Consider the following 21,932-nt stretch of genomic DNA (forward strand, 5'->3'; position numbering starts at 1 on the left):
CAGGCGATTTGCCGCTAAAACCGGAGCGAAAATTATTGCCAGAGTCTTGTGTCAAACTGCTAGGCTGGAGACAACACGTTAAAAGGGGTGTTGCCAGTTGATGGGTAAAGGATTCCGGGGAGGGGGCGACACCTTGAATTTTCCTCACACGCTCGCCCATATGAACACCCATTCTGACCAGAAGAAGACGTTGGCTCTGCTGCCGCCCTCTGCCCGCCCCTGGCGATTGCGGTCGGCCGTCCTGTCCGGTCTGGCTTTGCTCGGTCTGCTCGGGCGGGCGGAAGCCGCCACCTACACGCTGCCCAGCGGCTCCACGGCGGGGTGGGACACGGCCACGTGGTCACCGGCTGGGTTTCCGAACGCGGCGGGGGACATCGCCCAGTACAACACCGCCACGACCGCGGCCACCACGGCGCTCGACCTCACCGGCGGGGGTGCCATCACCCTGGGGCAGCTCTTGAACCTGAACACGGGGAGCTGGTCCATCACGAGCGGGACCGCCTCTGGTATGGTCTTTGACAACACGAACGGAGTGGGGAACGCGCTCATCAGCACGGCCAGCTCCGGCTCGCTGACCCTCGCGCCCAGCATCACCATCGCCAACACGAACCTGGTCATCAGCACCGGGTCCAACCAGACCGGGACCATCACGGTCACCGGCGCGATCGGCGGCACGGGCAATCTGTCCCTGACCGGGGCTCGGGCCACCACGGTGATCAGCCTGGGGGAGGTGAACAACGCCGGAACGGTGAGTGCTGCCGTCTCCACGACGGGGTTCACGGGCACGATTTTCAGCATCGCCAGCCTGGGGAGCAGCGTGACCTCCCTCACGGTGGGGGACGCGGCCAATCCCACCTTCGGAGGCCGGTTGAACGTCACGGGCACGAGTGCCTTCACGGGGCCCGTCCTCATCCAGGGCGCGGCCACGCTGGCCACCAGCACCGCGGGGCTCAACGGATCGAGCGCGACGAACGGCATCACCTTTGGCACGGGCGGCGGCACGCTGCTCTCCGTAGGCGGCATCGCCACGGCCAAGGCCGTCGTGATCAATGCCGCGGCGAATTTCACGACCAGTTCAGGAAACGACATCACGCTGAGCGGCGCGATTACTGGCACGGCCGGGTTCACGAAGCGGGGCAACGGCAACCTCATCCTCTCCGGCAGTACCAGCAACACGTATGCGGGCGACACCGTCGTGACCGGGGGCACAGTGACCACGGGGCACCTCAGCCTGCAGAAGACTGGCGGCGCCATCGCGGTGCCCGGGGACCTGGTGCTGGACGGTACGCCTGGCAATGCGGCGGCGATTGGTTCAGCCGCCAACACGGTGCGCAACCAGTTCGGCCAGCAGTTCGGGGCCAACACCGTGATCCGCTTTACCAACACGACGAGCGCCAACCATGCCTACCTGTCCCTGTATGGCAACGACCAGACTGTCGCGGGGATCTCTGAATCGGTGGTGAACGGTGGCCTGATCCAGAACTCCCAGCTGGAGGCCTTTGCCATCGACTCCGTTCTGACCATCAACAACAGCGCTGACTTCTTCTACACCGGCTTTCTCCGCAACGTCAGCGGCGTCGGCACCGGCACCCTGGGCATCACCAAGACGGGTTTAGGGAAACAGACCCTGAGCGGTGCCGAGATCCGCTACAGCGGGGCCACCACCATCAACCAGGGCATCCTGGAGCTGGTCGGCACCACCAACTTCTCCAGTGCGGTGACCTTCGGTGCGGGCAGCACCGGCACCCTCCAGCTGGGCAGTGCCACGCATACCATCAACGGCCTGGCCAGTGTGGATGCAGTGAACAACAACGCCTTCGTCCAGAGCGGCACGGTGAACACCACCCTCACGGTCAACCAGGCGGCGGACACGAACTTCGGCGGCATCCTCAGGGATAATGGAGCCAACACCCTGCGGCTCGTGAAGAGCGGCGCGGGCGTGCTCACGCTTTCCGGTGCGAACACCTACACCGGCGGCACCTCCCTCAATGCCGGGGTCCTGGCGGTGGGCGGCAGCGGCGCCCTGGGCACCACTGGCACCATCACCTTCGCCGGAGGCACGCTGCGCTTCACAGCGGGGAATACCACGGACTACTCCGACCGCTTCGCCACCACAGGCAGCCAGGCCTTCCGCATCGACACCAACGGGCAGACGGTGACATTTGCCTCGAACCTGACCAGCTCCGTGGGCCACCTCCTCAAGCTCGGGGCGGGCACGCTCATCATCTCCGGCACCAGTGCTTATGGCGGGGAGACCACCATCATGGAGGGCGTGCTCCAGATGGGCAGCACCACGGCCCTCACCAGCTCCCGGAACCTGTTCTTTGACTCGGCCGCGCCCGCCAACACGACCCTGCGACTGAACGGCTTCGACACCACGGTGGGAACGAGCTCCAACTCCGGGCTCTCCTCCTCCAACACGAACGCCATCATTGAAAACGGCAGCAACACCCAGGCCGCGACCTTTACGGTGCTGAGCGGCAATGCGGGTGGAAGCACTTATGCGGGCATCATCCGGGATGGCGGCACCCAGGCGCTGAATTTCACCCGGGGCGGCGGCAGCAACACCCTCTCCCTGACCGGGGCCAACACCTACACGGGCATCACCACGCTGAACACCGGCACGGTCGAAGTCACCGTGCTGGGCGATGGCGGGACCGCGAGCGGAATCGGGGCCGCCACCGCGGCGGCCTCCAACCTGGTGCTCAACGGCGGCGGCCTCTCCTATGCAGGCAGCACGGCAGTTTCAACGAACCGACAGTTCACCCTGGGGGCCGGTGGCGGCTCTCTCGCCTCCAACGCGGCCTCCTCTGCAAACACTCTTGAGTTCAGCAGCACGGCGGACATCAGCTTCCTGGACACAACGGCCCGCACGCTCACGCTCCGGGGGGCGAATACGGGAAACAACACCTTCCACGGCAGGATTGTGGACAATGGCGGGGCCACCTCCCTGGCCAAGCTGGATGCGGGCACCTGGGTGATCACTGCGGCGCACACCTACACCGGGGCCACCACCATCGGGGGCGGGAGACTGGTGTTGAACGGCTCCCTGGGGGCCACCGCTGTGGCGGTCAATTCCGGCAGCCTGTCCGGCACCGGCACCATCGGCCTCGTCGGCGGCGCCACCGGGGTCACCCTCGCGGGCGGTGGCACCCCGGGCACACGTGGGGTCATCGATCTGGTGAACGGCACCACGGGAACTCTCACCCTGCAGAGCGCAAGCTCGACCAATCTGCTCACGCTGGGCGGCAGCACCGGCAACTCTTCAGGCCTGGCCTTTGAGATCGGCTCTGCGGGCGCCTCGGACAAGGTGGTGCTCTCCGGCGGCAAGCTGGTGGTGAATGCAGGCGGGGCGCGCATTGACCTCACCGGGCTGTCCGGATTCGGGCTCGGCACCTATGATCTCATCACCTTCGGGGCAGGCCAGGCATCGGGGTTGAACAACCTCTACCTCGGCACCACGGCGGGCGGAGGTTTTTCCTATTCCCTGGTACAGGGGGCCACGGCGGTGCAGCTGGCGGTTTCCAACACGTTCACCTCCTCCACCTGGAACACGAATGCTGCGGGCAACTGGTTCACGGCCGGAAACTGGACCGGAAGCGTCGTGCCCAACGGCACCGGAGCGACGGCGGTTCTTGGAAACATCATCACCGCCCCGCGCATCGTGACGGTGGATGCAACCGCCACCGTGGGCACCCTCACCTTCAGCAGCGCCGTGGCCTACACCGTGGCGGCCAGCAACGGCTCCACGCTGGTGCTCAACAACAACGGCAGCGGGGCCGCGCTCAACGTCACCTCGGGCTCGCACACCATCTCCGCCCCCCTGGCCCTGGCGGAGGACACCACGCTGCAGCTGGACGGCACGCAACTGACGATCTCCGGCATCATCAGCGGCACCGGGCGGCTCACAAAGCAGGGCGCAGGCACCCTGGTTCTCACCGGCAACAACTCCTTTTCCGGCGGGCTTTCCTTCACCGGCGGCACCTTGAACATCAACGCCGACCTCAACTTTGGAGCCGTGCCGGACAGCTTCACCGCCGGGAGCCTGGTGTTCAACGGAGCGACTCTGCAGTCCTCCTCCGTGCTGCTGCATGCCAACCGCGGGGTCACGGTGGGCGCGGGCGGGCTGACCGTGAAGGTCACCGCCACCATGTTTGTGAACAGCATCATCACCGGTACGGGCCAGATCACGGTGGGCTCAGGAGCAGGGCAGTGGGTCCCCGGCGGGGCCAGCACCTACTCCGGCGGCACAGTCTTTGAGGCGGGCTCCAGCACCGTCCCGATCAGCAGCACCACCGGCACCGCCGATGCGCCCACCAGCGGCCCGTTCGGCACCGGCACGCTGACCTTCAACGGCGGACGCATGCGTGCGACGAGCGGCGCCGCGGTCACCCTGGCCAACACCGTCATCATGGCGGCGGACACCACGTTCTACTCCTCCGGTGCGGCCCCGGCCAATGACAAGGACCTCATCTTCACCGGCAGCATGACGCTGACAGGAGGGACCCGCACGATCCAGGTGGATACCGCCCAGCCGACGGGCACGACGGGCGTGTGGTTTCTGGGGGCGATCGGGGATGGCGGAAACAACTACGGCCTCATCAAGACGGGCGCCTCCGCGCTGGTGCTGGGCGGGGCCAACACCTTCACAGGGGGCGTCACCATCCAGTCCGGCACGATCATCGCCCAGGGCAATGCGGCGGCGCTGGGGGGCTCCGGCACCGGCCTGGTCACGCTGGGGCACACCTCTGGCACCGCATCTGCCAGCCTGCTGGGCGGGGACGCGACGGTGTTTGCCAATGCCATCACGGTCGCGGCAGGCTCCTCCGGCACGGCCACCATCGGCAACAATGCCAACGCTGCCGCGGCGTTCAGCGGTGCGGTGACGCTGAACAAAGCACTGACCCTGGCCTCCACCGGCACAGGCTCTGTCACCCTCAGCGGTGCCATCACGGGCTCGTCCCTGCTCACGGTCACAGGGTCCGCGGGCAACTTTGTCCAGATTTCAGGAAACAATACCGCCTTCACTGGTGATGTGGCCGTCACCTCCGGCACCCTGCGCCTCAATTCCGCCACGGCGCTGAACGTGGCCAATGCCGTGGCCTTGAGCTCCGGCACCACCTTCGATGTCAATGGGCGCAGCGTCACCATTGAGGGATTGAACAACGGCACGGGGGCCGGGAGCGTGGCCAACGGCGGTGCGGCGGCAGTGCTCACCCTGGGTGGGGCAGGCACCTACAGCTTCAGTGGTGCCCTGGGTGCCGCGACTCCGGCCAACCTCAGCCTCATCAAGACCGGCACCGGCACCCAGACATTGTCAGGCCTGAGCACCTACACCGGCTCCACGACCGTGAGCGGCGGCACGCTCGCGCTGGATCTGGGCACGAACACCACGGGCGTGCTGGCCTCCGCTTCCACGCTGACGCTGGGGGGCGGCACGCTCAGTGTGAAGGGCGTCGCCACCGGCCTCTCCTCCCAGACCCTGGGGAACCTGACGCTCACCGCAGGCACTTCCAGCAGCATCGTCATCAACAACAACGGCGGCTCCAGCACCACCCTCACGCTGGGCAACACCTGGACGGTTGGCACAGGGGCCAGGCTGTTTGTGGACCTCTCCTCAGGAGCTGCCGTGCTTGCATCGAACCCCAGCAGCCTGCTGACCAACGGCCTGCTCACCTTCGTGGTGGTGAAGGACGCCACCGCCACCGGCTTCGGCACCATCAGCAGCGGCCAGATTGTGCGGGCCACCACCGCGGAGCTGCGCAACAACAGCAACGACGGCGCGGTGAACTTCATCACCCAGGTGGGCCATACGGACTATGCAGGCACCACGCTCACCATGCTGGCGGGCACCCATCTGTTGAACTCCCTCACCATCAACACCGACCCCGGCGCAGGCACGCTGGTGCTCACCGGCACCTCGCTCACGTTTAACAACAACACCCTCCTCATCACTGGGGCCAACAACTTCGCCATCACCGGCGGCACCCTGGGTGCGAGCGCGGCGGCCATGGGCCTGCATCATATCGGCACGGGTACGCTCACCCTCAGCAGCAGCATCAGCAGCGGTGCGGGCAGCCTGACCAAGACGGGCACCGGCACCGTGGCGCTCACGGGCACGAACGCCTACACAGGCGGCACGACCATCAATGAAGGCACCCTCTCTGTGAGCGGCGGCACGGCCCTGGCAGACACCGGCGCGGTGACCCTGGCGAACAACGCGACCGCAGTATTTCAAGTGAATGCCTCGGAGACCATCGGCACGCTGAATGGCGGGGGAGCTCTGGGGGGGAATGTGGTGCTCAGTGCGGGCACGCTCACCTCCAGCTTCACCACCGGCACCGCCACCTTCAACGGCATCATCAGCGGTGCAGGTGCCTTCACCAAGGCGGGTGCCGGGATCCTCGTGCTGGGCGGGGCCAACACCTATGCCGGGCTCACCACGGTGGACGGCATCCTGCGCATCACGAACGCCTCCGCCCTGGGGAACACCGGCAGCACCACCCAGACCACGGTGGCGGCCACCGGCCGGGTGGAGCTCTCCGGCGGCATCACAGTGGTGAATGAGGACATCACCATCACGGGTGTGGGAAACAGCAGCCAGGGCGGTCTGCACGCCAGCTCCGGCGTCAACGTGTGGACAGGGCAGGTCATACTGGGGAGCAGCCCGTCCCGCCTGGGTGCCAGCGGCAACGCGACCCTCGTCATCAGCGGGAAGATCACCGATGGCGTGAATACCTTTAACCTCGCCATCCGTACTGCGGACAGTTCGACTTTCTCCAACATCGTGGAGGTCTCCAATGCGGGCAACGACTATGGCGGCAGCACGGATGTGGTGGTGGGTGTGCTGCGCATCGCGGGTGGGAACAACCGCCTGCCCACCGGCACGGTGCTGAACATTGGCAACGGCTCCAACGTGGACCGCGCCCGGTTTGACCTGAACGGGTTCAATCAGGAGATCGCAGGTCTCAGCATTGGAGCGGGAGCCAGTACCATGCTGAAGAACGTGCACAGCGCGACCGCCGCCACGTTGACGATCAACAACACCTCGAACTACTCCTTCGACGGCTCCATCACCGGGGCGGTGTCGCTGGTGAAGACCGGCACCGCCGTCCAGACCCTGACCCTCACCAACCTGGCCAACGGCGCCTCCAGCTACACCGGCACCACCACCGTCAACGGCGGCATCTTGCGGGCCGGAGTCGCGGGTGCTTTTTCCGCGAACTCTGCCGTCACCCTGGCGGACACGGCGGGCGCGACCCTGGACCTGGCGGGCTTCGCCCAGACCATCGCCTCCCTGGCGGGCGGCGGCGTGAACGGCGGCAACGTCACCCTGGGCAGCGCCACCCTCACGACGGGAGGAAACAACTCCAGCACCACCTATGACGGCGTCATCTCCGGCGGCGGCGGACTGGTCAAGGTGGGCTCGGGTGCCTTCAAGCTGACCCGCGCCAACACCTACACCGGCACCACCACCGTGAACGCGGGGGCGCTCATCGTGAACGGCAGCACCAGCACCGGAGCCATGAACGTCTCCGGCACTCTGGGCGGGAACGGCACCGTCGGAGGCGTCACCACCCTCCTCACAGGCGGCTCCTTGAACCCGGGCGACCCCGACTCGAACGGCGGCATCGGCAAGCTCACCCTCAGCCAGGGCGTCACGCTCAACACCGGCTCCAGCTCCACGCTGGAGATCCGCGGGGCCACCTTCACCAGCACGAACAACTTTGGCGGGAACGCCATCGGTACGGACGGGTACAACACCTATGTGAGGGCCAACGGCGTGGGCCAGGGGGATCACGACCAGCTCAGTGTGACCGGCACCTTTGTGCAGCAGAACGGCGCAGGCATCGATGTGGTGCCTGTGACGGGCTTCACCGCCACCTACGGGCAGATCTTCAACCTGCTGGACTGGACCACCGTCGCGGGCACCTCGTTTTCCACGAACCTCGGCCTCTCTGGACGCGATGGCTCCGGCGATGCCGCGCTGGATCTCGACCTGCCCGATCTGAGCGGCACCGGCCTGGTCTGGGACACCAGCTTCTTCGCCAGCGATGGCATCCTCGTGGTCGTGCCCGAGCCCGGGCGGATGATGTTGCTGATGGTGGGGATGGTTTTGGTCGGGATGCGGAGAAGGAAATAATCGCTGCGGGGAAGACGGCAGACGGCAGGCGGCAGACTGCCAGACTCCAGACATCAGACCTGAGCTGGCGCATGCGAGGCGATTATCCAAGGAGCGACTCCCACCTCCCATCACCCTGGGTTGTAGGGCGACCGCTTCGGTTGCCTCATCAGGGGTGGCGCGCGGCAAGCGGGGCGCTTGCCCTACAGGGTGTCAGGGGGGGGGTTGGGCGGGTTGGGTGTGCGAAGGTCTTTGGGTGCTCTGTTCCCACCCCCGGATTCAACCACCCTGGGTCTGTAGGGCGACCGCTCCGGTTGCCTCATCAGGGGTGGCGCGTGGCAAGCGGGGCGCTTGCCCTACAGGGTGTCCGGGGTGGCGTTGAACGACCAATGACCCTTGGATGTGCTGCTCCTGACCTCGCATCCAACCACCCTGGGTTGTAGGGCGACCGCCTCGGTTGCCTCAGTCAGGGGCAGCGCGTGGCAAGCGGGGCGCTTGCCCTACAGCGTCAGGGGTGGGTTGGGTGTACGAAGGTCTCTGGGTCTGTAGGGCGACCGCCTCGGTTGCCTCAGTCAGGGGCAGCGCGTGGCAAGCGGAGCGCTTGCCCTACAGGGCGTCAGGGGTGGCGTTGAACGACCAATGACCCTTGGATGTGCTGCTCCTGACCTCGCATCCAACCACCCTGGGTTGTAGGGCGACCGCTCCGGTTGCCTCATCAGGGTTGGCGCGTGGCATGCGGGAGATGTACTGCCAGGCCCGGTCCTCCACGTGCCGTGGCGCGGTGTTCTGCCTCTGCGTCGCCGCCTGGGGCGTTCTCCTGTTCGCTGTCGTCGTCATCATCATCGTCTCCTCGTTGGTTCCTCTCCTTGATGCTCTCCCTCTCTCCCTGATGTCCCCGGCACCGGGCACAGCAAATCCCTTTCCGGTGCGGAGATGCCCGCCCGGCGGATGAATGGCCGCGCCCCCTTGAGCGCGTGTGAGTACTATGAAATATCAGTCCGTCCCGCCCGCCTTCGGGGTGGGAGCCGCAGAGACCGTGAGCCGCCGCTTGAACGCCTCCACCCCCGCGCGCTCGAAGCGCACCAGCCGTCCGATCTTGATGTAAGGCAGCTCCCGCTGGGCCATGAAGCGCTCGATCGTCTTCGGCCTGACCCTCAGGAGGCCCGCCACCTCCAGCTTGGTCAGCAGTCCCTCCGTACCCTCCAGTGACCTGTTAGTCGCATTCCCAAACATGGGGAGAAATGTGCGCTAAGCTATGACATGAATCAACGGGGAAAATGGGCAGAAGGGATCTTTTTCCCAACCCCCCACGACCGACGGCTGACGCTCCCCCCTCGTGCCCCTGTCCGGGGGTCAGGGGTGCGAATCCTCACCCGGCCCGGGCTGGCCCGGCGATACGCCTGTATGATTCAGAAATTCGACAAACTTGCCATGGCTCTCCCTGTGCCTGAAGCCCCCGATGCCAATGCCGCTGCCGCCGTACAGGAGCTCCTGGGAGGGAAGTTCGGGGAAATGTCCACCCTGATGAACTACACCTTCCAGTCGTTCAACTTCCGGGGTCGGCAGAAGATCCGTCCCTTCTACGATCTTATCTCCAACATCGCTGCGGAGGAGTACAGCCACATCGAGCTGGTGTCTGCGACGATCAACCTCCTCCTCACCGGCACCACCGCGCGCGCCGACCGGAACAAGACGCCCGAGACTGCGAACAAGGTGGACCCCTCGCCGCTGGCCCAGGCGATGGGAGCGCGGAACTCGTATCACTTTCTCGCCTCCGGTCAGACGGCCCTGCCGATGGACTCCATGGGGCAGCCCTGGACCGGGGCCCATGTGACGGCGACCGGCAACCTCAAGATGGACCTCCTGCACAACTTCTTCCTGGAATGCGGAGCGCGCGCCGGGAAGATCCGGGTTTATGAAATGGTGAGCGATCCCACCGCGCGCGCCATGGTGGGATTCCTCCTGGTGCGCGGCGGCGTACACATCGTCGCGTATGCACGGGCGCTGGAAAAGCTGACAGGGGCCAATGTGGGCGCGCTCCTGCCCATACCGGATGTGTGCAACAAGAAGTTCCCAGAGGCCATGGTGCACGAGGCCAAAGGCATCCACCGCATCATGTACCGCTGGAGTCCTGAGGACTACCGTGAACTGGACAAGATCTGGAACGGCCCGCACCCCGAGGACGGAGAAGAGCTGATCGTGCAGGATGGGATGCCAGAAGGGGCACCGTGGCCAGAGCTTGAGGAGGAGCCGCAGCTGTGCGCCCCGGGCGCAGATGACATTGATCCCGACATGCTCGACTGGTATGGGAAGATGCTGGACAAGTAGAAACGTGCAGAAAAGCAAAGCGGGGCCAGGATAAGTTATAGGAGCGAACCCGGCCCCGCCGCTGTGCTGCGCGGTGAGGGAGGGGGGGGGAGTTGGATCAGGCCTGCACTATTTTGAGGCCGACGCCCGGCCCGGCCCGATCCTGCCAAGTATGTCCCTCACTTACCAACCCTTTGCAGAAGTGCCAGAAGTCGTTGAGCTTGGAAAACAGCTCGACAAAAACGTGGGCGTTGGCGAACGCTGGTTGACGATGGCCCTGTCCGGCGCGCTCTTTACGGCGGGATTGCGTTCCCGGGGGCTTGTAGCCATGGCCCTGCACGCGGGTGCCCTGGCGCTCAGTGCACGGAGTTTGACGGCCCATTGTCCGCTTTACTACCGGATGGGCATCAACACCAACCAGCCCGGCCCAACCTCCCCGGAGCATGAGGAAACAACAGAAGACAAGCCGCATGATTGAAGGGGCAGCCACGAGCTTCCAGCGGAAAGCGCCGCAGACCTCAGTGCGCAGTCTTCAGACCTCAGTCGTAGCTGCTTCGTAAGAACGCGGTCAGGCCGCGCGGAAACCCAGCGTGTCCTATTGGACGCTATAAGGCCGCGCGACGCCCCGCACTCTCACGAGTGCAGCCACGAGCTTCTTGCAGGAAGCGCCGCAGACCTCAGTCGTAGCTGCGTTCGTAAGAACGCGGTCAGGCCGCGCGGAGCCCAGCGTGTCCTATTGGACGCCATAAGGCCGCGCGACGCCCCGCACTCTCACGAGTGCAGCCACGAGCTTCTTGCAGGAAGCGCCGCAGACCTCAGTCGTAGCTGCGTTCGTAAGAACGCGGTCAGGCCGCGCGGAGCCCAGCGTGTCCTATTGGACGCTATAAGGCCGCGCGACGCCCCGCACTCTCACGAGTGCAGCCACGAGCTTCTTGCAGGAAGCGCCGCAGACCTCAGTCGTAGCTGCGTTCGTAAGAACGCGGTCAGGCCGCGCGGAGCCCAGCGTGTCCTATTGGACGCCATAAGGCCGCGCGACGCCCCGCACTCTCACGAGTGCAGCCACGAGCTTCTTGCGCGCAGGCCGTCTGCCTTCCTTTCACCCATCGTGCCTTGGAGCCTTCAGGTGAGGAACCCCGCTTCTCAGCATTCACGATTCCCCCACCACTTCATTTTCACGCTTCACTTCTCACTTTCCCCCTTCGCCCCCGCACAGGGCTGGGTCTGCTGCTTGTATGCCCCCAGAATGGCCGCGATGAGCGGGCCGAAGCGTTCCTTGAGCTCCGGGATGCGGCTCGTGTTGTGCATCTCCACCCCCTTGCGCTCACTGCGGATGAGCCCCGCCTCCCGCAGCACCTTGAAGTGCTGGGAGAGCGTGGACTTGGGCAGCGTGCGATTTTCCACGACCAGGAAATTTGAGCACGTCATCGGGCACTGGGAGCCCTGGATGTCGGCAAAGATCTGCACCCGCACCGGATCGGAGAAGGCATGAAGAATGCCTTCCACAGTGATGTCGTTGAGCGAGGGATGTTGCAGGGGGCGCATGGGGGCAGATGAGCGTCTTCAGTTAGCATACGTCTCGTCGGCTGGCTACGTCCTCACGACGACAACTACAGGGGCGCTGGGTGGTGAGCGATCCAACACCTCTGGGTGGGAGAAGAGGCGTGAGCCATCAGGGTCGGTCGTAGTTGTCGACGTAAGGAGGCGCTAACTTCCCCGTCTGCGATGTCTTCCCGGGGAGTGCGTGAGTCAAGCTGCCCCCGCGTCGCGGCTCGGCCTCTATTGGGCCCGACCCTTCGCTGCTTTGGGCATGTCCGCTGCGCTGCTCCTGCCCGCTTCGCTGGGAGCAGCCCTCCGTGCGCCAGCTCAAGTCTTGTGTCTTCTAGTCTTGTGTCTTCAATCCCGCTTCCCGGGCCAGGGCTTCCGAAGATTGAGCCCGACCCACCGAAATCAGTTTTCTTTCCCCGATCGAAATGCGACTTGTCCCTCCTTGAAAATGAACATTACTTTGCTTGAGCTCGCGGAGCTCTTGGGCGTAACCCCTCCTGCGGATGGTGCAAACGTGTCCATCACAGGCTTTGCCTCGCTGGGAGACGCCCGCCCGGGGGACCTCACCTTTTTCTCAGATGCCCGCTACCGCCAGCACCTGAGCAGCACCCAGGCCAGCGTCGTGCTGGTGACCGCAGACTGCGGCCAGGTGCCGGACCACCTCACAGCGCTGGTCGTGCCCAATCCCCCCGCCGCTTTTGAGAAGGTGGTGCAAAAGTACGGCTTCCAGCCCACTCCGGCAGTGCCAGGCATTCACCCCACCGCCGTGGTCGCAGAGCCGGACTTCGGCGGCAGCACCGGCATCAGCATCGGCGCGCATGCTGTGGTAGAAGCCGGGGTCCGCTTGGGGAACAACGTCATCATCGGTGCAGGATGCTACGTCGGGCACAACGTGGAGATTGGGGAGGGCACCCGCCTCTACCCCAACGTGACCGTCCAGGAAGCCTGCCAGATCGGCCGACGCGTCACCATCCACTCCAACACCGTCATCGGCGCGGATGGCTTCGGCTACGAGTTCGTCAATGGCGAGCACCGGAAGGTCCGCCAGACCGGCATCGTCCAGATCGACGACGATGTGGAAATCGGAGCCGGTACCACCATCGACCGGGCCCGCTTCGGCCGCACCTGGATCGGCCAGGGCACCAAGATCGACAACCAGGTGCAGGTGGCGCACAACGTCGTCGTCGGGAAGCATTGCGTCATCGTCGCCTCCGTCGGCATCTGCGGCAGCGTCCAGATCGGCGACTACGTCGTGATCGGCGGGCAGGTGGGCATCATCGAGCACGTGAAGATCGGCTCCGGTGCCTCCATCGCCGCCCGCACCGTGGTCACCAAGGACCTGCCCCCCGGCCGCGCCGCCTACATGGGCTTCCCCGCCGCCCCGGCCAAGGAGGAGCGCCGCCGCATGGCCGCCGCCCGGAAGCTGCCAGAACTGGTGGAGACCGTGCGCGAACTGCAAAAGAAGGTCGAGGTCCTGAAACCCGTGGCGGAGGGGCTCTGATCTCTCCCCGGGGCGGCGGCGTGGAGGTTGTTGCCTAGATCCCGCCGCCCGGCTGGTGCTTGGGGTTCATCCGGTGGGGATGAAGCCTCGCCTGATGCGTGACGGCACTCCCCCCGTCACTCTTTGCACGATTTAGCTGTCCCTTCCTCGAAAGCCGACGACGGTGTGCCTTATGGAACGCCGCCCGTTTCTCCACCGAGCCCAAAGGGCCGGCCCAACTGGGAGGCGTACGCAGGACTTTTTATTGGTAAGGGTCGTGTTCATGCCGCGATGCGGGCTGGGGTTTCCCCTCCTGCTATGAATACGGACACGCTCGGTATCGGTGCCATAGGTGCGGGGGGCTTCGGCCTCTTTGCCCTTCAGCAATTTCTCCAGATACCGGGGGTGAAGCTCGTCGGGATCGCAGGCACCCTGCGGGAGGCGGCTCTCGCCATGTCCCGCCGCTTTGGCGTGCCGGACCTCGTGGATCTGGACGCACTGCTGGCGAGTCCGGAGGTGGACCTCGTTTACATCGCCACGCCTCCGTTTCTCCACTACCCCCAGGCCCGGGCGGCACTCCTGGCGGGGAAACATGTGCTCTGTGAGAAGCCGCTGGCCATGACCGTGGAGCAGGCAGATGACCTGCTGGCCCTGGCCCGGGAGCGGGACCTCCTCTGCGTCGCCAACCTGATGCAACGGTACAACCCGCTCTATGAGGCCACGCGGGATCTGGTGGCCTCCGGTGTGCTCGGGGCCTGCCTGCATGGTTGGTTCGAAAACTACGCCAGTGACGAAGGGCTGGGCCCGGACCACTGGTTCTGGGATCGCGAGAAAAGCGGCGGCATCTTCATCGAGCATGGGGTGCACTTCTTCGACCTCTTCGAAGGCTGGCTGGGCGCAGGCACCGTGGTGGCGGCACAGCGCGTCCTGAGGCCCGGCTCGGGCATTGAGGAGCAGGTGCAGGGCACCGTCCGCCATGCCAGCGGGCCGCTGGTGAATCACTACCACGGCTTCACCCAGCCCTCGCGGCTCGACCGCCAGGAGTTCCGCCTGCTCTTTGAGCACGGCGAGATCACCCTGGAGGAATGGGTGCCGGTGCGGGCGCGGATTCGAGCTGCCGTGGACGAGGCGCAGACCCGCACGCTCATGGCGCTTTTCCCAGGCTCGCGGCTGGATGTCCTCAAGACCTATGGCGGTCGCGACCGCGCGGCTCGCGGCAGGTTTAAGGAAATCGACATCTACCAGCAGATCGAGATGCAGCACGCCCTGGGCGAGGACAAGCAGCGCCGCTACTGTGAACTGCTGCGCTCGCTCTTTGCCGACCAGGTGGCGTGGGTGCGTGACCGCAGCCACGCCCGGAAGATCACCGAGCGCAACGGCCGTGACTCCGTCGCCATGGCGGACATGGCGACACGGCTGGCTACTGCTTGATGGCGGCCGGCAGCTCCCGTTCCACAGACTCCGCGCAGGTCTTCGCCAGCACGGCATAGGCCTCCGGCTTCCAGTGGAACTGGTCCCCCCGCGCCCATTCGAGCCTGCCCACCAGCAGGGCGTAGAAGTCGTTCACCGGCACCTTCAGCTCCGTCATCACCTTCGCCGCCATGCGGTTGTGCTCGATGATGACGGGGTTGATCTCGGGATCCAGCTCCGTGGGCTTGCCCTTCACCGTCACAGGCGTGCTGCTGGCCCAGATGACCTTGGCCTTCGGCAGCTTGGTCCGGATCACTTCCACAAAGTCCCTGGTCAACGGTTCGTAAGTACCCTCCTTGATGCGCCCCGCCTGCCAGCCGTGCAGGCCCATGTTGAAGTGCACCACATCATACGGGCCATTGTCCAGCATCTCACCCAGCAGCTTGTTCAGGTGGGGAGACTGCGCATGCGGGTGCATCCACGCATCCACATACGCCTTGCCATCCAGGGCCTTGATCACCGGGTTCATGTACCCACCCAGGATGGAGTCCCCGATCAGCAGCACCCTCGGGCGGCTCGTGTCTTCGACCACCGCCTTGTTCAGCTTCCAGCTCTTGCCATCGGCATGCAGACGTTTGTCCGTCTCTTTGGCAGGCGGGGGATCTGCCGCCATCATGCCAGTGGCGGTGAGGAGCACCGGGCCAGCGGCGGCCAGCAGTTGACGGCGGGAGAAAAAAGCGTGGTTCATGGAGAAACCTCTACGCCGTCCGCAGAGCATTCCTCACGCGCGATTTGCTCCAGCGCGATGGCTACGCAGCTGGCGATGGAAGTTTCCTCCGTATTCAGGGTCACATGGAGGTGCTCTCCTGCGGGCGGCTCAAAGGGAACGTCCTGGGGATGCCCCGCTCCTGAGGGGCGCTGGTACAGGCCTTTCGGATCCCGGCGGCAGCACGTCTCCAGAGACGCATTTACATAGAACCAGCGGAGCCTCTGCCCCAGCACGGCCGCCACCGCATCGCGATAGGCCGCCCTGGGTGCCATGGTGGCCACCAGCACCGTGAGCCCCTGCTGCGCCGCCAGACCGGCCACCTCCGCCGCGCGGCGGTGATTCTCATTGCGGTGCTCCTCAGTGAAGCCGAGATCCCGGCACAAGCCTCTCCTCAGCTCATCGCCATCCAGGCAGAAGACCTTCCTCCCCCTCTCCTCAAGCCGGGCCGCGACCTCCCACAGCAGCGTGGTCTTGCCCGCACCCGAGCGGCCGTAGAACCAGTAAACCGGCTGGGAAGAATGAGCTGAAGGTGGTGGGCATGAACTGCAGGCGGTCACCCTGCAACGTAGCCAGAAAATGGACGGAGTTGCACCAGAAAATGAGCCGCCCAGGTCAGCGGATGATCGCCCCTGCCGCCCTCCACAGACAGGAGCGCCCAAGCTCAACCATCAACGCAAGCCGCCCCCCGCCAGGAACTGCTCGCCGGTGAGCCAGCGGGAGTCATCAGAGGCCAGGAATACGGCGATGTCCGCGATGTCATCCGGCTGGCCGATCCGCCCCAACGGCGTCTGGGACACGATGGCCGTGGCCATCTCGGACCCGATAAATCCGGCACTCGTCGCTCCCTCGGTCTCAATCATGCCGGGGTTCAAGGAGTTGACACGGATTTTTCCCGGCCCGAGCTCACGTGAGAGCACGCCCGTGATGGCGTCCACCGCCCCTTTGGTGCCGGAGTACACCGCGCTGCCGGGGGGAGTGATGCGGGAGACCAACGAGCCGATGTTGATGATGCTCGAGCCTTCGCCCATGTGCTTCACCGCCGCCTGGGTAGTCAGCAGCAGGCCCAGGACGTTGATGTTGAACTGGCGGTGGAAGTGCTCCTCCGTGATGGTCTCGATAGGGGAGAACTCATACACACCCGAGTTGTTCACCAGGATGTCCAGGCGGCCGAAGTGCTCGATGGCTGCCTCGACAACGCCCGCAGCCTCAGCCGCCTTGGACACATCGCCCCCCACCGCCACCGCCTTGCCCCCGGCCGCCGTGATGGCATTGACGACCGTCTCCGCCCCTGCCTTGCTGGAGGCGTAGTTGACCACAACGGACGCACCTTCGGCGGCCAGCGCCTTGGCAATAGCGGTGCCAATCCCTTTGGAGGCACCGGTGACGACTGCGACTTTACCTGCAAGTTTGCTCATGATGTTGAAGAGGTTGAAGATGGGATTCTGGAGCCCGGAGCGGAGGGGGTCAGCGGCACCGTGCCGCATGAACTTCCTTAGTTCCGAACATGTGAACTAACGGCGGTCGGCGAGGATAAGGTGCACGGAAGTATCGAAAAGTTGAGAGCGCTGTCTCCCCGACCCGCTGCGCGGGAGACACCAGACTGGAAGACAAAAGACACAAGACTTGAGTTCTGACCCTGCGAGGTCGCTACGGGCGTAGTCCGACGGTCCCCGTCGGCTCACGCCCCAATCGTCCCACGACCCCTCTTCCCGCTCCATCCACATGTTTCCTGACGGAGACAACGGCGGGAGCAATCAAGCATGCGCCAGCTCAAGTCTGGTGTCTGGTGTCTTCAAGTCTTCTGTCTCCCGCGCAGCGGGCCAAACAAAACAGGCCGCGGAATGCCTCCGCGACCTGTTCTGAAAACTCTATCAGCAAGAACTGCGATCTGCGAACTTGTCCCTGCGGCTACTCCGCCGTCACCTTGTCCTTCTTGGACCGGCGCTTTTTGCCACCCGCGTTGCGGAGGGCCTTCGGGATCGGGTCTTCCTTCTTCTGCAGAGCACGGCGCAGCTTGCGCAGCGCGATGTTTTGCAGCTGACGGATACGCTCGCGGGTCACGCCGAACTCCTGGCCCACCTCTTCCAAGGTGCGGGCCTTCTGGCCGTTCAGGCCGAAGCGGGCGTCGATGATCTTGCGCTCACGCTCATCCAGCACGGTCAGCAGACCGTCGAGCTGGCTGTGCATGTTCTTGTGGCTCAGCAGGTCGAAGGGCGTCTGGGCGTTCTCGTCACCCACGATTTCGCCGAACTCCGTGCTGTCGTCCTCGCTGATCGGGGCGTCCAGGGACGCAGGGCGCATGGAGGCGACCTTCAACTGGCTCAGCTTTCCACGATCAATGCCGATCTCCTCAGAAAGCTCGTCATCGGTAGGCTCGCGGCCCAGTTCCTCAGACATCGCCATGGCAACACGGCGCATCTTGGAGATCTTGTCCACCATGTGCACGGGCAGGCGGATCGTCTTCGACTGGTTGGCCAGCGCGCGCTTGATAGACTGCTTGATCCACCAGGCAGCATACGTGGAGAGCTTGCCGCCCTTGTTGGGGTCAAAGCGCTCCACCGCCTTCATCAGGCCGATGTTCCCTTCGGAAATAAGGTCCAGCAGAGGGAGACCGTAGTTGGCGTAGTCCTGCGCTATTTTCACAACGAGACGCAGGTTCGCACGGATCATGTGCGAACGGGCTTCGGGATCACCCTTTTTGATGCGTTCAGCAAGCTCAACCTCCTGCTGCGGAGTCAGAAGATCGGTCTTGCCGATTTCGCGCAGGTAGATTTTGATGCCTCCATCGAGTTCCATGTTGGCCATAAGTGAGAAAGGGAAAAAATTTTGGGGGTTAGCAACCTAACTTGCTTTCTTGAAAATTCTTCCAAAAAATTGGGCAATTAATTTTAAGCAATTTCTCTGCCAGCGGACGCAGAGTTTTGCGGTCATATAGTGGTCTTCCTGATGGCGGGCTATGACAAAGACGGAATTGCCGCCCTTCCGTTCAAACAAAAAAGCGGATTCTGGTCAATCTCAAAATCGAGAAATGCCAACAATTGGACACATTCAGTTTCAATCACTTCCGTATCGTTGTTGGAATCTTCATAACGCATTGCTCAGGGGTTAGGACGGTCCAGGGCGGGAAAAATTGCGAATATTAATAAAAGGCCCGTTTTTTTCTGCCCTGAGCCGCAGGGCGTACCTTCCCCAATGCAATGTCTGTATTTCAGAAGTGTTGCGCATGTTGTGACATTGCTACGAATTTTCCTGAGCCTTTTTCCTGGGGGCGAAGCCGGGCAGGGCGGTTCTTTCCTCGGAAACAGCAGGAGAGTCCAGGCAGGGGGAGGGATAGGGCAGAGCGGCAGTGTTCGTCCTTGCAGTCCTGTGGCTTCTCCCTAGCCTGTGACGCCCGCCCGCCCCACCATGATCGTCCGCACCCACTCCGCCACCCTCCTCGGCGTCAACGCCATCGAGGTGGAAATCGAGTGCCATGAGGCCAATGCCCAACAATTCCGCATCAGCATCGTAGGCCTGCCGGACGCCGCGGTGAAGGAGGCGCGGGACCGCGTGATGGCCGCCGTGCGCAACAGCGGCTTTTTCGCCCCCTTTACCGGGAGCATCACCTTCAACCTCGCCCCGGCCGACCTCAAAAAAGAGGGCCCCGCCTTCGACCTGCCCCTGGCGCTCGCCTTTCTGGCAGGGCGGGAGGGGCTCTCGCCAGATCGCCTCGCGGAGTGCTGCATCGTCGGGGAGCTCTCCCTGAGCGGGGAGATCCGGCCCGTGAGGGGCATCCTGGCCATTGCCCTGGAGGCGCGGGCCAAGGGGCGACGCCAGCTCCTCGTGCCCCACCGGGTCGCCGCCGAGGCCAGCGTGGTGCAGGGCATCGAAGTCATCGGCCTCCAGAACCTGCGCGAGGCCGTCCTCTATATAAAAGGGGAGAAGACCATCACCCCTGAGCCCTGCCGCGCCGCGGAGTTCTTCAAGGCCCACGCCGACTACGGCATCGACTTCAGCGAGGTGAAGGGCCAGCAGGAGGCCAAGCGCGCCATGGAGATCGCCGCCGCCGGCGGGCACAATCTGCTCATGATCGGCCCACCTGGCACGGGCAAATCGATGCTCGCCAAGCGCATCCCCACCATCATGCCCGGCATGCACGAGGAGGAGGCGGTGGAAACGACCAAGATCCACAGCGCCAGCGGCCTGCTGGGGGAGAGCGGGGCCTTCATCGCCACCCGCCCCTTCCGCTCGCCCCACCACACCATCAGCGATGCCGGTCTGCTCGGCGGCGGCACCAACCCCGGCCCGGGCGAGGTCAGCCTCGCCCACCACGGCGTCCTCTTTTTGGACGAGCTGCCCGAGTTCCGCCGCTCGACCCTGGAGGTCATGCGCCAGCCGCTGGAGGACGGCCGGGTCACCATCGCCCGCGCCGCGGGCACCGTCACCTTCCCCGCCCAGTTCATGCTCGTCGCGGCCATGAACCCGTGCCCCTGCGGGTACTACGGCGACCTCAAACGCGAGTGCCGCTGCGGTCCGCCCGCCATCCAGAAGTACCGCCAGAAGATCAGCGGCCCTCTGTTGGACCGCATCGATCTGCATGTGGACGTCCCGACCGTCGAGTACAAGACCATCGCCAGCGGCGAAACGGGCGAGAGCTCGCAGGACATCCGTGACCGGGTGGAGAAAGCCCGCGCCATCCAGCGCGATCGCTTTGCCAGGGAAAAAGACGTGCACACCAACGCGGGCATGACCCCCAGGCTCATCCGCAAGCACTGCGAACTCGATGCCGAAGGTGCCGGGTTCCTGGAGCACGCGATGACGAACATGAACTTCAGCGCCCGCGCCCACGATCGCATCCTGAAAGTGGCCCGCACCCTCGCCGACCTGGAGGCCTCCGAGAAGGTTCTAGCCCATCACGTGCTGGAAGCCATCAACTACCGCACCCTGGACCGGGCGATGTGGAGTTGAGACCTTCTTGTAATAAACTGCCGTCAGGCATTTGGCTTAATGATCACTCTCCCGAGAGAAAGCAGGCATTTCTGTTTTCTGATGCTGTCCTTCGTCTTCCTCTTCCTCAGCATTTTTGGAGGAATGGATGCCTGGCAGTATTGGTGGATAAAATCGGGCTACAGCGGCTACTCCCAAAGAACCCTGACGGTGTCTTCTGTGAAAACTCGGGAGGGCCGCAGTTCTCGTTCTAATTGGGTAGGAATTCGAGGGGTGATAGATGGCGTTCCAGTCCACGACAAAATCAGGCTTATTGCCAGAACCAAGGAAAATGCCTATTTGAAATCGCTCCAACCGGGCGAAACCGTTGATTTCTACTGCCGCGGGCCTTTCAAAGAGAATCAGTAAGTCAGCCTGATCGAGGCCAGCTTCATCAACACGCCTCCGAGTAGAATAGGGTGGGTGCCAGTCACGAGTTTGGTCGCAGCCATCTTTTTCGGCCTCTTTCTCATCGATAAACATCGACCTCCATTCAACCAGAAGAGATCTCCAAAACGACATCGATAGCCCTCCCTTTGCAATAGCCTGAGTGCTGGAATTCTGTCTGCGTTCGCCTGCGTGAAGAGGCCGAGGAACGGAGGGCAACTGTTCAAGCATGCGTCTGGATCGCATCCGGTGGACATCACATCACACTCCTCCAGCTCTGGGCGTGCGAAAAGCGAGCATCCCCGCGAAGCTCCCGCCCTTCATCGTCCTCCGAGGTAAAGCATTCACTTCGAGCAAAAGTTCTCCACCTAGCGGTGCCGCTGGCACCACCCGTTCGCCTAAGCGGTTGCTAGTATTTACAAAGGTCTCATATTTTGTGTTTGCCAACATTGGTGCCAGATGTAGGAATGGGAGCAAATACCCCTGATTAGCGATGAGAATTACCCCTAGATGGCGACTCGCCATCTTCCGTAGCTTTTGCCTGGCCGCTCCCGTTTGGGCGGTATTCTTTCTCGAGGCCTGCTCCCGTGATGATTCCCATGTTTCCACGGGGCCGGAACGGCGGGTGGAACCAACCTCTCTCCCTGAGGCCAAGAACCACAGGACGACGGAAAGCAGGCCATCCCCGCTTCCATTCACCATTGCGGAACAGCGGCCCAATGGGACAGAGTGGCCGGTTACCATGGCCGTACGGACCAAACAGGATTTGTCCCGTCAGATGACGGACTCTCCGCACCACCTTGAGGTTGGACACTTGCAGGAGTTGCATGTGTTGCAGACTTCTCCAGTTCGGGTGGGACCTTCTAGCGCTGCCGCCTCTGGCGTTCCAGCAGGTCGCTAGGTCATAGGCTCTTCATGCCTGCCGTATGCGAGCGCAGCCACACGAG

General features: G+C 64.0%; 13 protein-coding genes. 7 read left to right on the forward strand and 6 right to left on the reverse strand.

All coding sequences use genetic code 11. From position 1 onward, the window contains the following. Positions 1-160: 160 nt before the first annotated feature. On the forward strand, positions 161-8,143 hold the full coding sequence (locus VSP_RS00555; RefSeq protein ID WP_009958019.1) for an autotransporter-associated beta strand repeat-containing protein: 7,983 nt from the start codon (positions 161-163) through the stop codon (positions 8,141-8,143). 972 nt (positions 8,144-9,115) lie between these two features. Here VSP_RS00555 and VSP_RS00565 read toward each other — a convergent pair. Further along, a complete protein-coding gene (locus VSP_RS00565; RefSeq protein ID WP_009958021.1) occupies positions 9,116-9,355 on the reverse strand; it encodes a helix-turn-helix domain-containing protein in 240 nt (79 codons plus the stop codon). A 171-nt stretch (positions 9,356-9,526) separates the two neighbouring features. Here VSP_RS00565 and VSP_RS00570 point away from each other — a divergent pair, with 171 nt between their 5' ends. Together VSP_RS00570 and VSP_RS33195 are read left to right on the forward strand one after the other, a co-directional pair. Beyond that, positions 9,527-10,450 (forward strand): manganese catalase family protein, encoded by a 924-nt coding sequence (locus tag VSP_RS00570; RefSeq protein WP_009958023.1) that lies wholly within the window; start codon positions 9,527-9,529, stop codon positions 10,448-10,450. Positions 10,451-10,601: 151 nt separating this feature from the next. After that, complete coding sequence (locus VSP_RS33195; protein WP_009958024.1) at positions 10,602-10,907, forward strand: YgaP family membrane protein; 306 nt, start codon at positions 10,602-10,604, stop codon at positions 10,905-10,907. A 701-nt stretch (positions 10,908-11,608) separates the two neighbouring features. On the opposite strand, the gene VSP_RS00580 is transcribed toward VSP_RS33195, so the two are convergent. Beyond that, positions 11,609-11,971, reverse strand: a complete 363-nt coding sequence (locus VSP_RS00580; protein WP_009958025.1) for an ArsR/SmtB family transcription factor — start codon at positions 11,969-11,971, stop codon at positions 11,609-11,611. Between the two features lie 451 nt (positions 11,972-12,422). Here VSP_RS00580 and lpxD point away from each other — a divergent pair, with 451 nt between their 5' ends. Together lpxD and VSP_RS00590 are read left to right on the forward strand one after the other, a co-directional pair. After that, on the forward strand, positions 12,423-13,475 hold the full coding sequence (gene lpxD / locus VSP_RS00585) for a UDP-3-O-(3-hydroxymyristoyl)glucosamine N-acyltransferase (RefSeq protein ID WP_009958026.1): 1,053 nt from the start codon (positions 12,423-12,425) through the stop codon (positions 13,473-13,475). Positions 13,476-13,772: 297 nt separating this feature from the next. After that, positions 13,773-14,885, forward strand: a complete 1,113-nt coding sequence (locus VSP_RS00590) for a Gfo/Idh/MocA family protein (protein WP_009958028.1) — start codon at positions 13,773-13,775, stop codon at positions 14,883-14,885. Here VSP_RS00590 and VSP_RS38700 read toward each other — a convergent pair. The 4 genes from VSP_RS38700 to VSP_RS00610 form a co-directional block, all read right to left on the reverse strand. Next, complete coding sequence (locus VSP_RS38700; RefSeq protein WP_009958029.1) at positions 14,875-15,612, reverse strand: SGNH/GDSL hydrolase family protein; 738 nt, start codon at positions 15,610-15,612, stop codon at positions 14,875-14,877. The genes VSP_RS00590 and VSP_RS38700 overlap by 11 nt on opposite strands. Next, complete coding sequence (locus VSP_RS33205) at positions 15,609-16,190, reverse strand: adenylyl-sulfate kinase (RefSeq protein ID WP_009958030.1); 582 nt, start codon at positions 16,188-16,190, stop codon at positions 15,609-15,611. The genes VSP_RS38700 and VSP_RS33205 overlap by 4 nt, the downstream gene beginning before the upstream one ends. Before the next feature lie 111 nt (positions 16,191-16,301). After that, positions 16,302-17,048, reverse strand: coding sequence for a glucose 1-dehydrogenase (locus VSP_RS00605; protein WP_009958031.1), 747 nt, complete (start codon positions 17,046-17,048; stop codon positions 16,302-16,304). Between the two features lie 493 nt (positions 17,049-17,541). Continuing rightward, entirely contained in the window at positions 17,542-18,438 is an 897-nt protein-coding gene (locus tag VSP_RS00610; protein ID WP_009958032.1) for a sigma-70 family RNA polymerase sigma factor, read from the reverse strand. A 600-nt stretch (positions 18,439-19,038) separates the two neighbouring features. On the opposite strand from VSP_RS00610, the gene VSP_RS00615 reads away from it, so the two are divergent. Together VSP_RS00615 and VSP_RS42870 are read left to right on the forward strand one after the other, a co-directional pair. Then, complete coding sequence (locus tag VSP_RS00615; protein WP_029190070.1) at positions 19,039-20,580, forward strand: YifB family Mg chelatase-like AAA ATPase; 1,542 nt, start codon at positions 19,039-19,041, stop codon at positions 20,578-20,580. A gap of 81 nt (positions 20,581-20,661) precedes the next feature. Then, complete coding sequence (locus tag VSP_RS42870) at positions 20,662-20,967, forward strand: hypothetical protein (protein WP_009958035.1); 306 nt, start codon at positions 20,662-20,664, stop codon at positions 20,965-20,967. The last annotated feature ends 965 nt before the right edge of the window (positions 20,968-21,932 follow it).

The sequence above is a fragment of the Verrucomicrobium spinosum DSM 4136 = JCM 18804 genome (assembly GCF_000172155.1).
GTDB classification, from domain to species: Bacteria; Verrucomicrobiota; Verrucomicrobiia; order Verrucomicrobiales; family Verrucomicrobiaceae; genus Verrucomicrobium; species Verrucomicrobium spinosum.

Bases quoted from the DNA above. Each gene is read 5' to 3' on its own strand.
- VSP_RS00580 (WP_009958025.1), bottom strand. From the start codon at position 11,971: ATGCGCCCCCTGCAACATCCCTCGCTCAACGACATCACTGTGGAAGGC.
- VSP_RS42870 (WP_009958035.1), top strand. From the start codon at position 20,662: ATGCTGTCCTTCGTCTTCCTCTTCCTCAGCATTTTTGGAGGAATGGAT.
- VSP_RS00615 (WP_029190070.1), top strand. From the start codon at position 19,039: ATGATCGTCCGCACCCACTCCGCCACCCTCCTCGGCGTCAACGCCATC.
- VSP_RS33195 (WP_009958024.1), top strand. From the start codon at position 10,602: ATGTCCCTCACTTACCAACCCTTTGCAGAAGTGCCAGAAGTCGTTGAG.
- lpxD (WP_009958026.1), top strand. From the start codon at position 12,423: ATGAACATTACTTTGCTTGAGCTCGCGGAGCTCTTGGGCGTAACCCCT.
- VSP_RS00590 (WP_009958028.1), top strand. From the start codon at position 13,773: ATGAATACGGACACGCTCGGTATCGGTGCCATAGGTGCGGGGGGCTTC.
- VSP_RS00565 (WP_009958021.1), bottom strand. From the start codon at position 9,355: ATGTTTGGGAATGCGACTAACAGGTCACTGGAGGGTACGGAGGGACTG.
- VSP_RS00555 (WP_009958019.1), top strand. From the start codon at position 161: ATGAACACCCATTCTGACCAGAAGAAGACGTTGGCTCTGCTGCCGCCC.
- VSP_RS38700 (WP_009958029.1), bottom strand. From the start codon at position 15,612: ATGAACCACGCTTTTTTCTCCCGCCGTCAACTGCTGGCCGCCGCTGGC.
- VSP_RS00570 (WP_009958023.1), top strand. From the start codon at position 9,527: ATGATTCAGAAATTCGACAAACTTGCCATGGCTCTCCCTGTGCCTGAA.
- VSP_RS00605 (WP_009958031.1), bottom strand. From the start codon at position 17,048: ATGAGCAAACTTGCAGGTAAAGTCGCAGTCGTCACCGGTGCCTCCAAA.
- VSP_RS00610 (WP_009958032.1), bottom strand. From the start codon at position 18,438: ATGGCCAACATGGAACTCGATGGAGGCATCAAAATCTACCTGCGCGAA.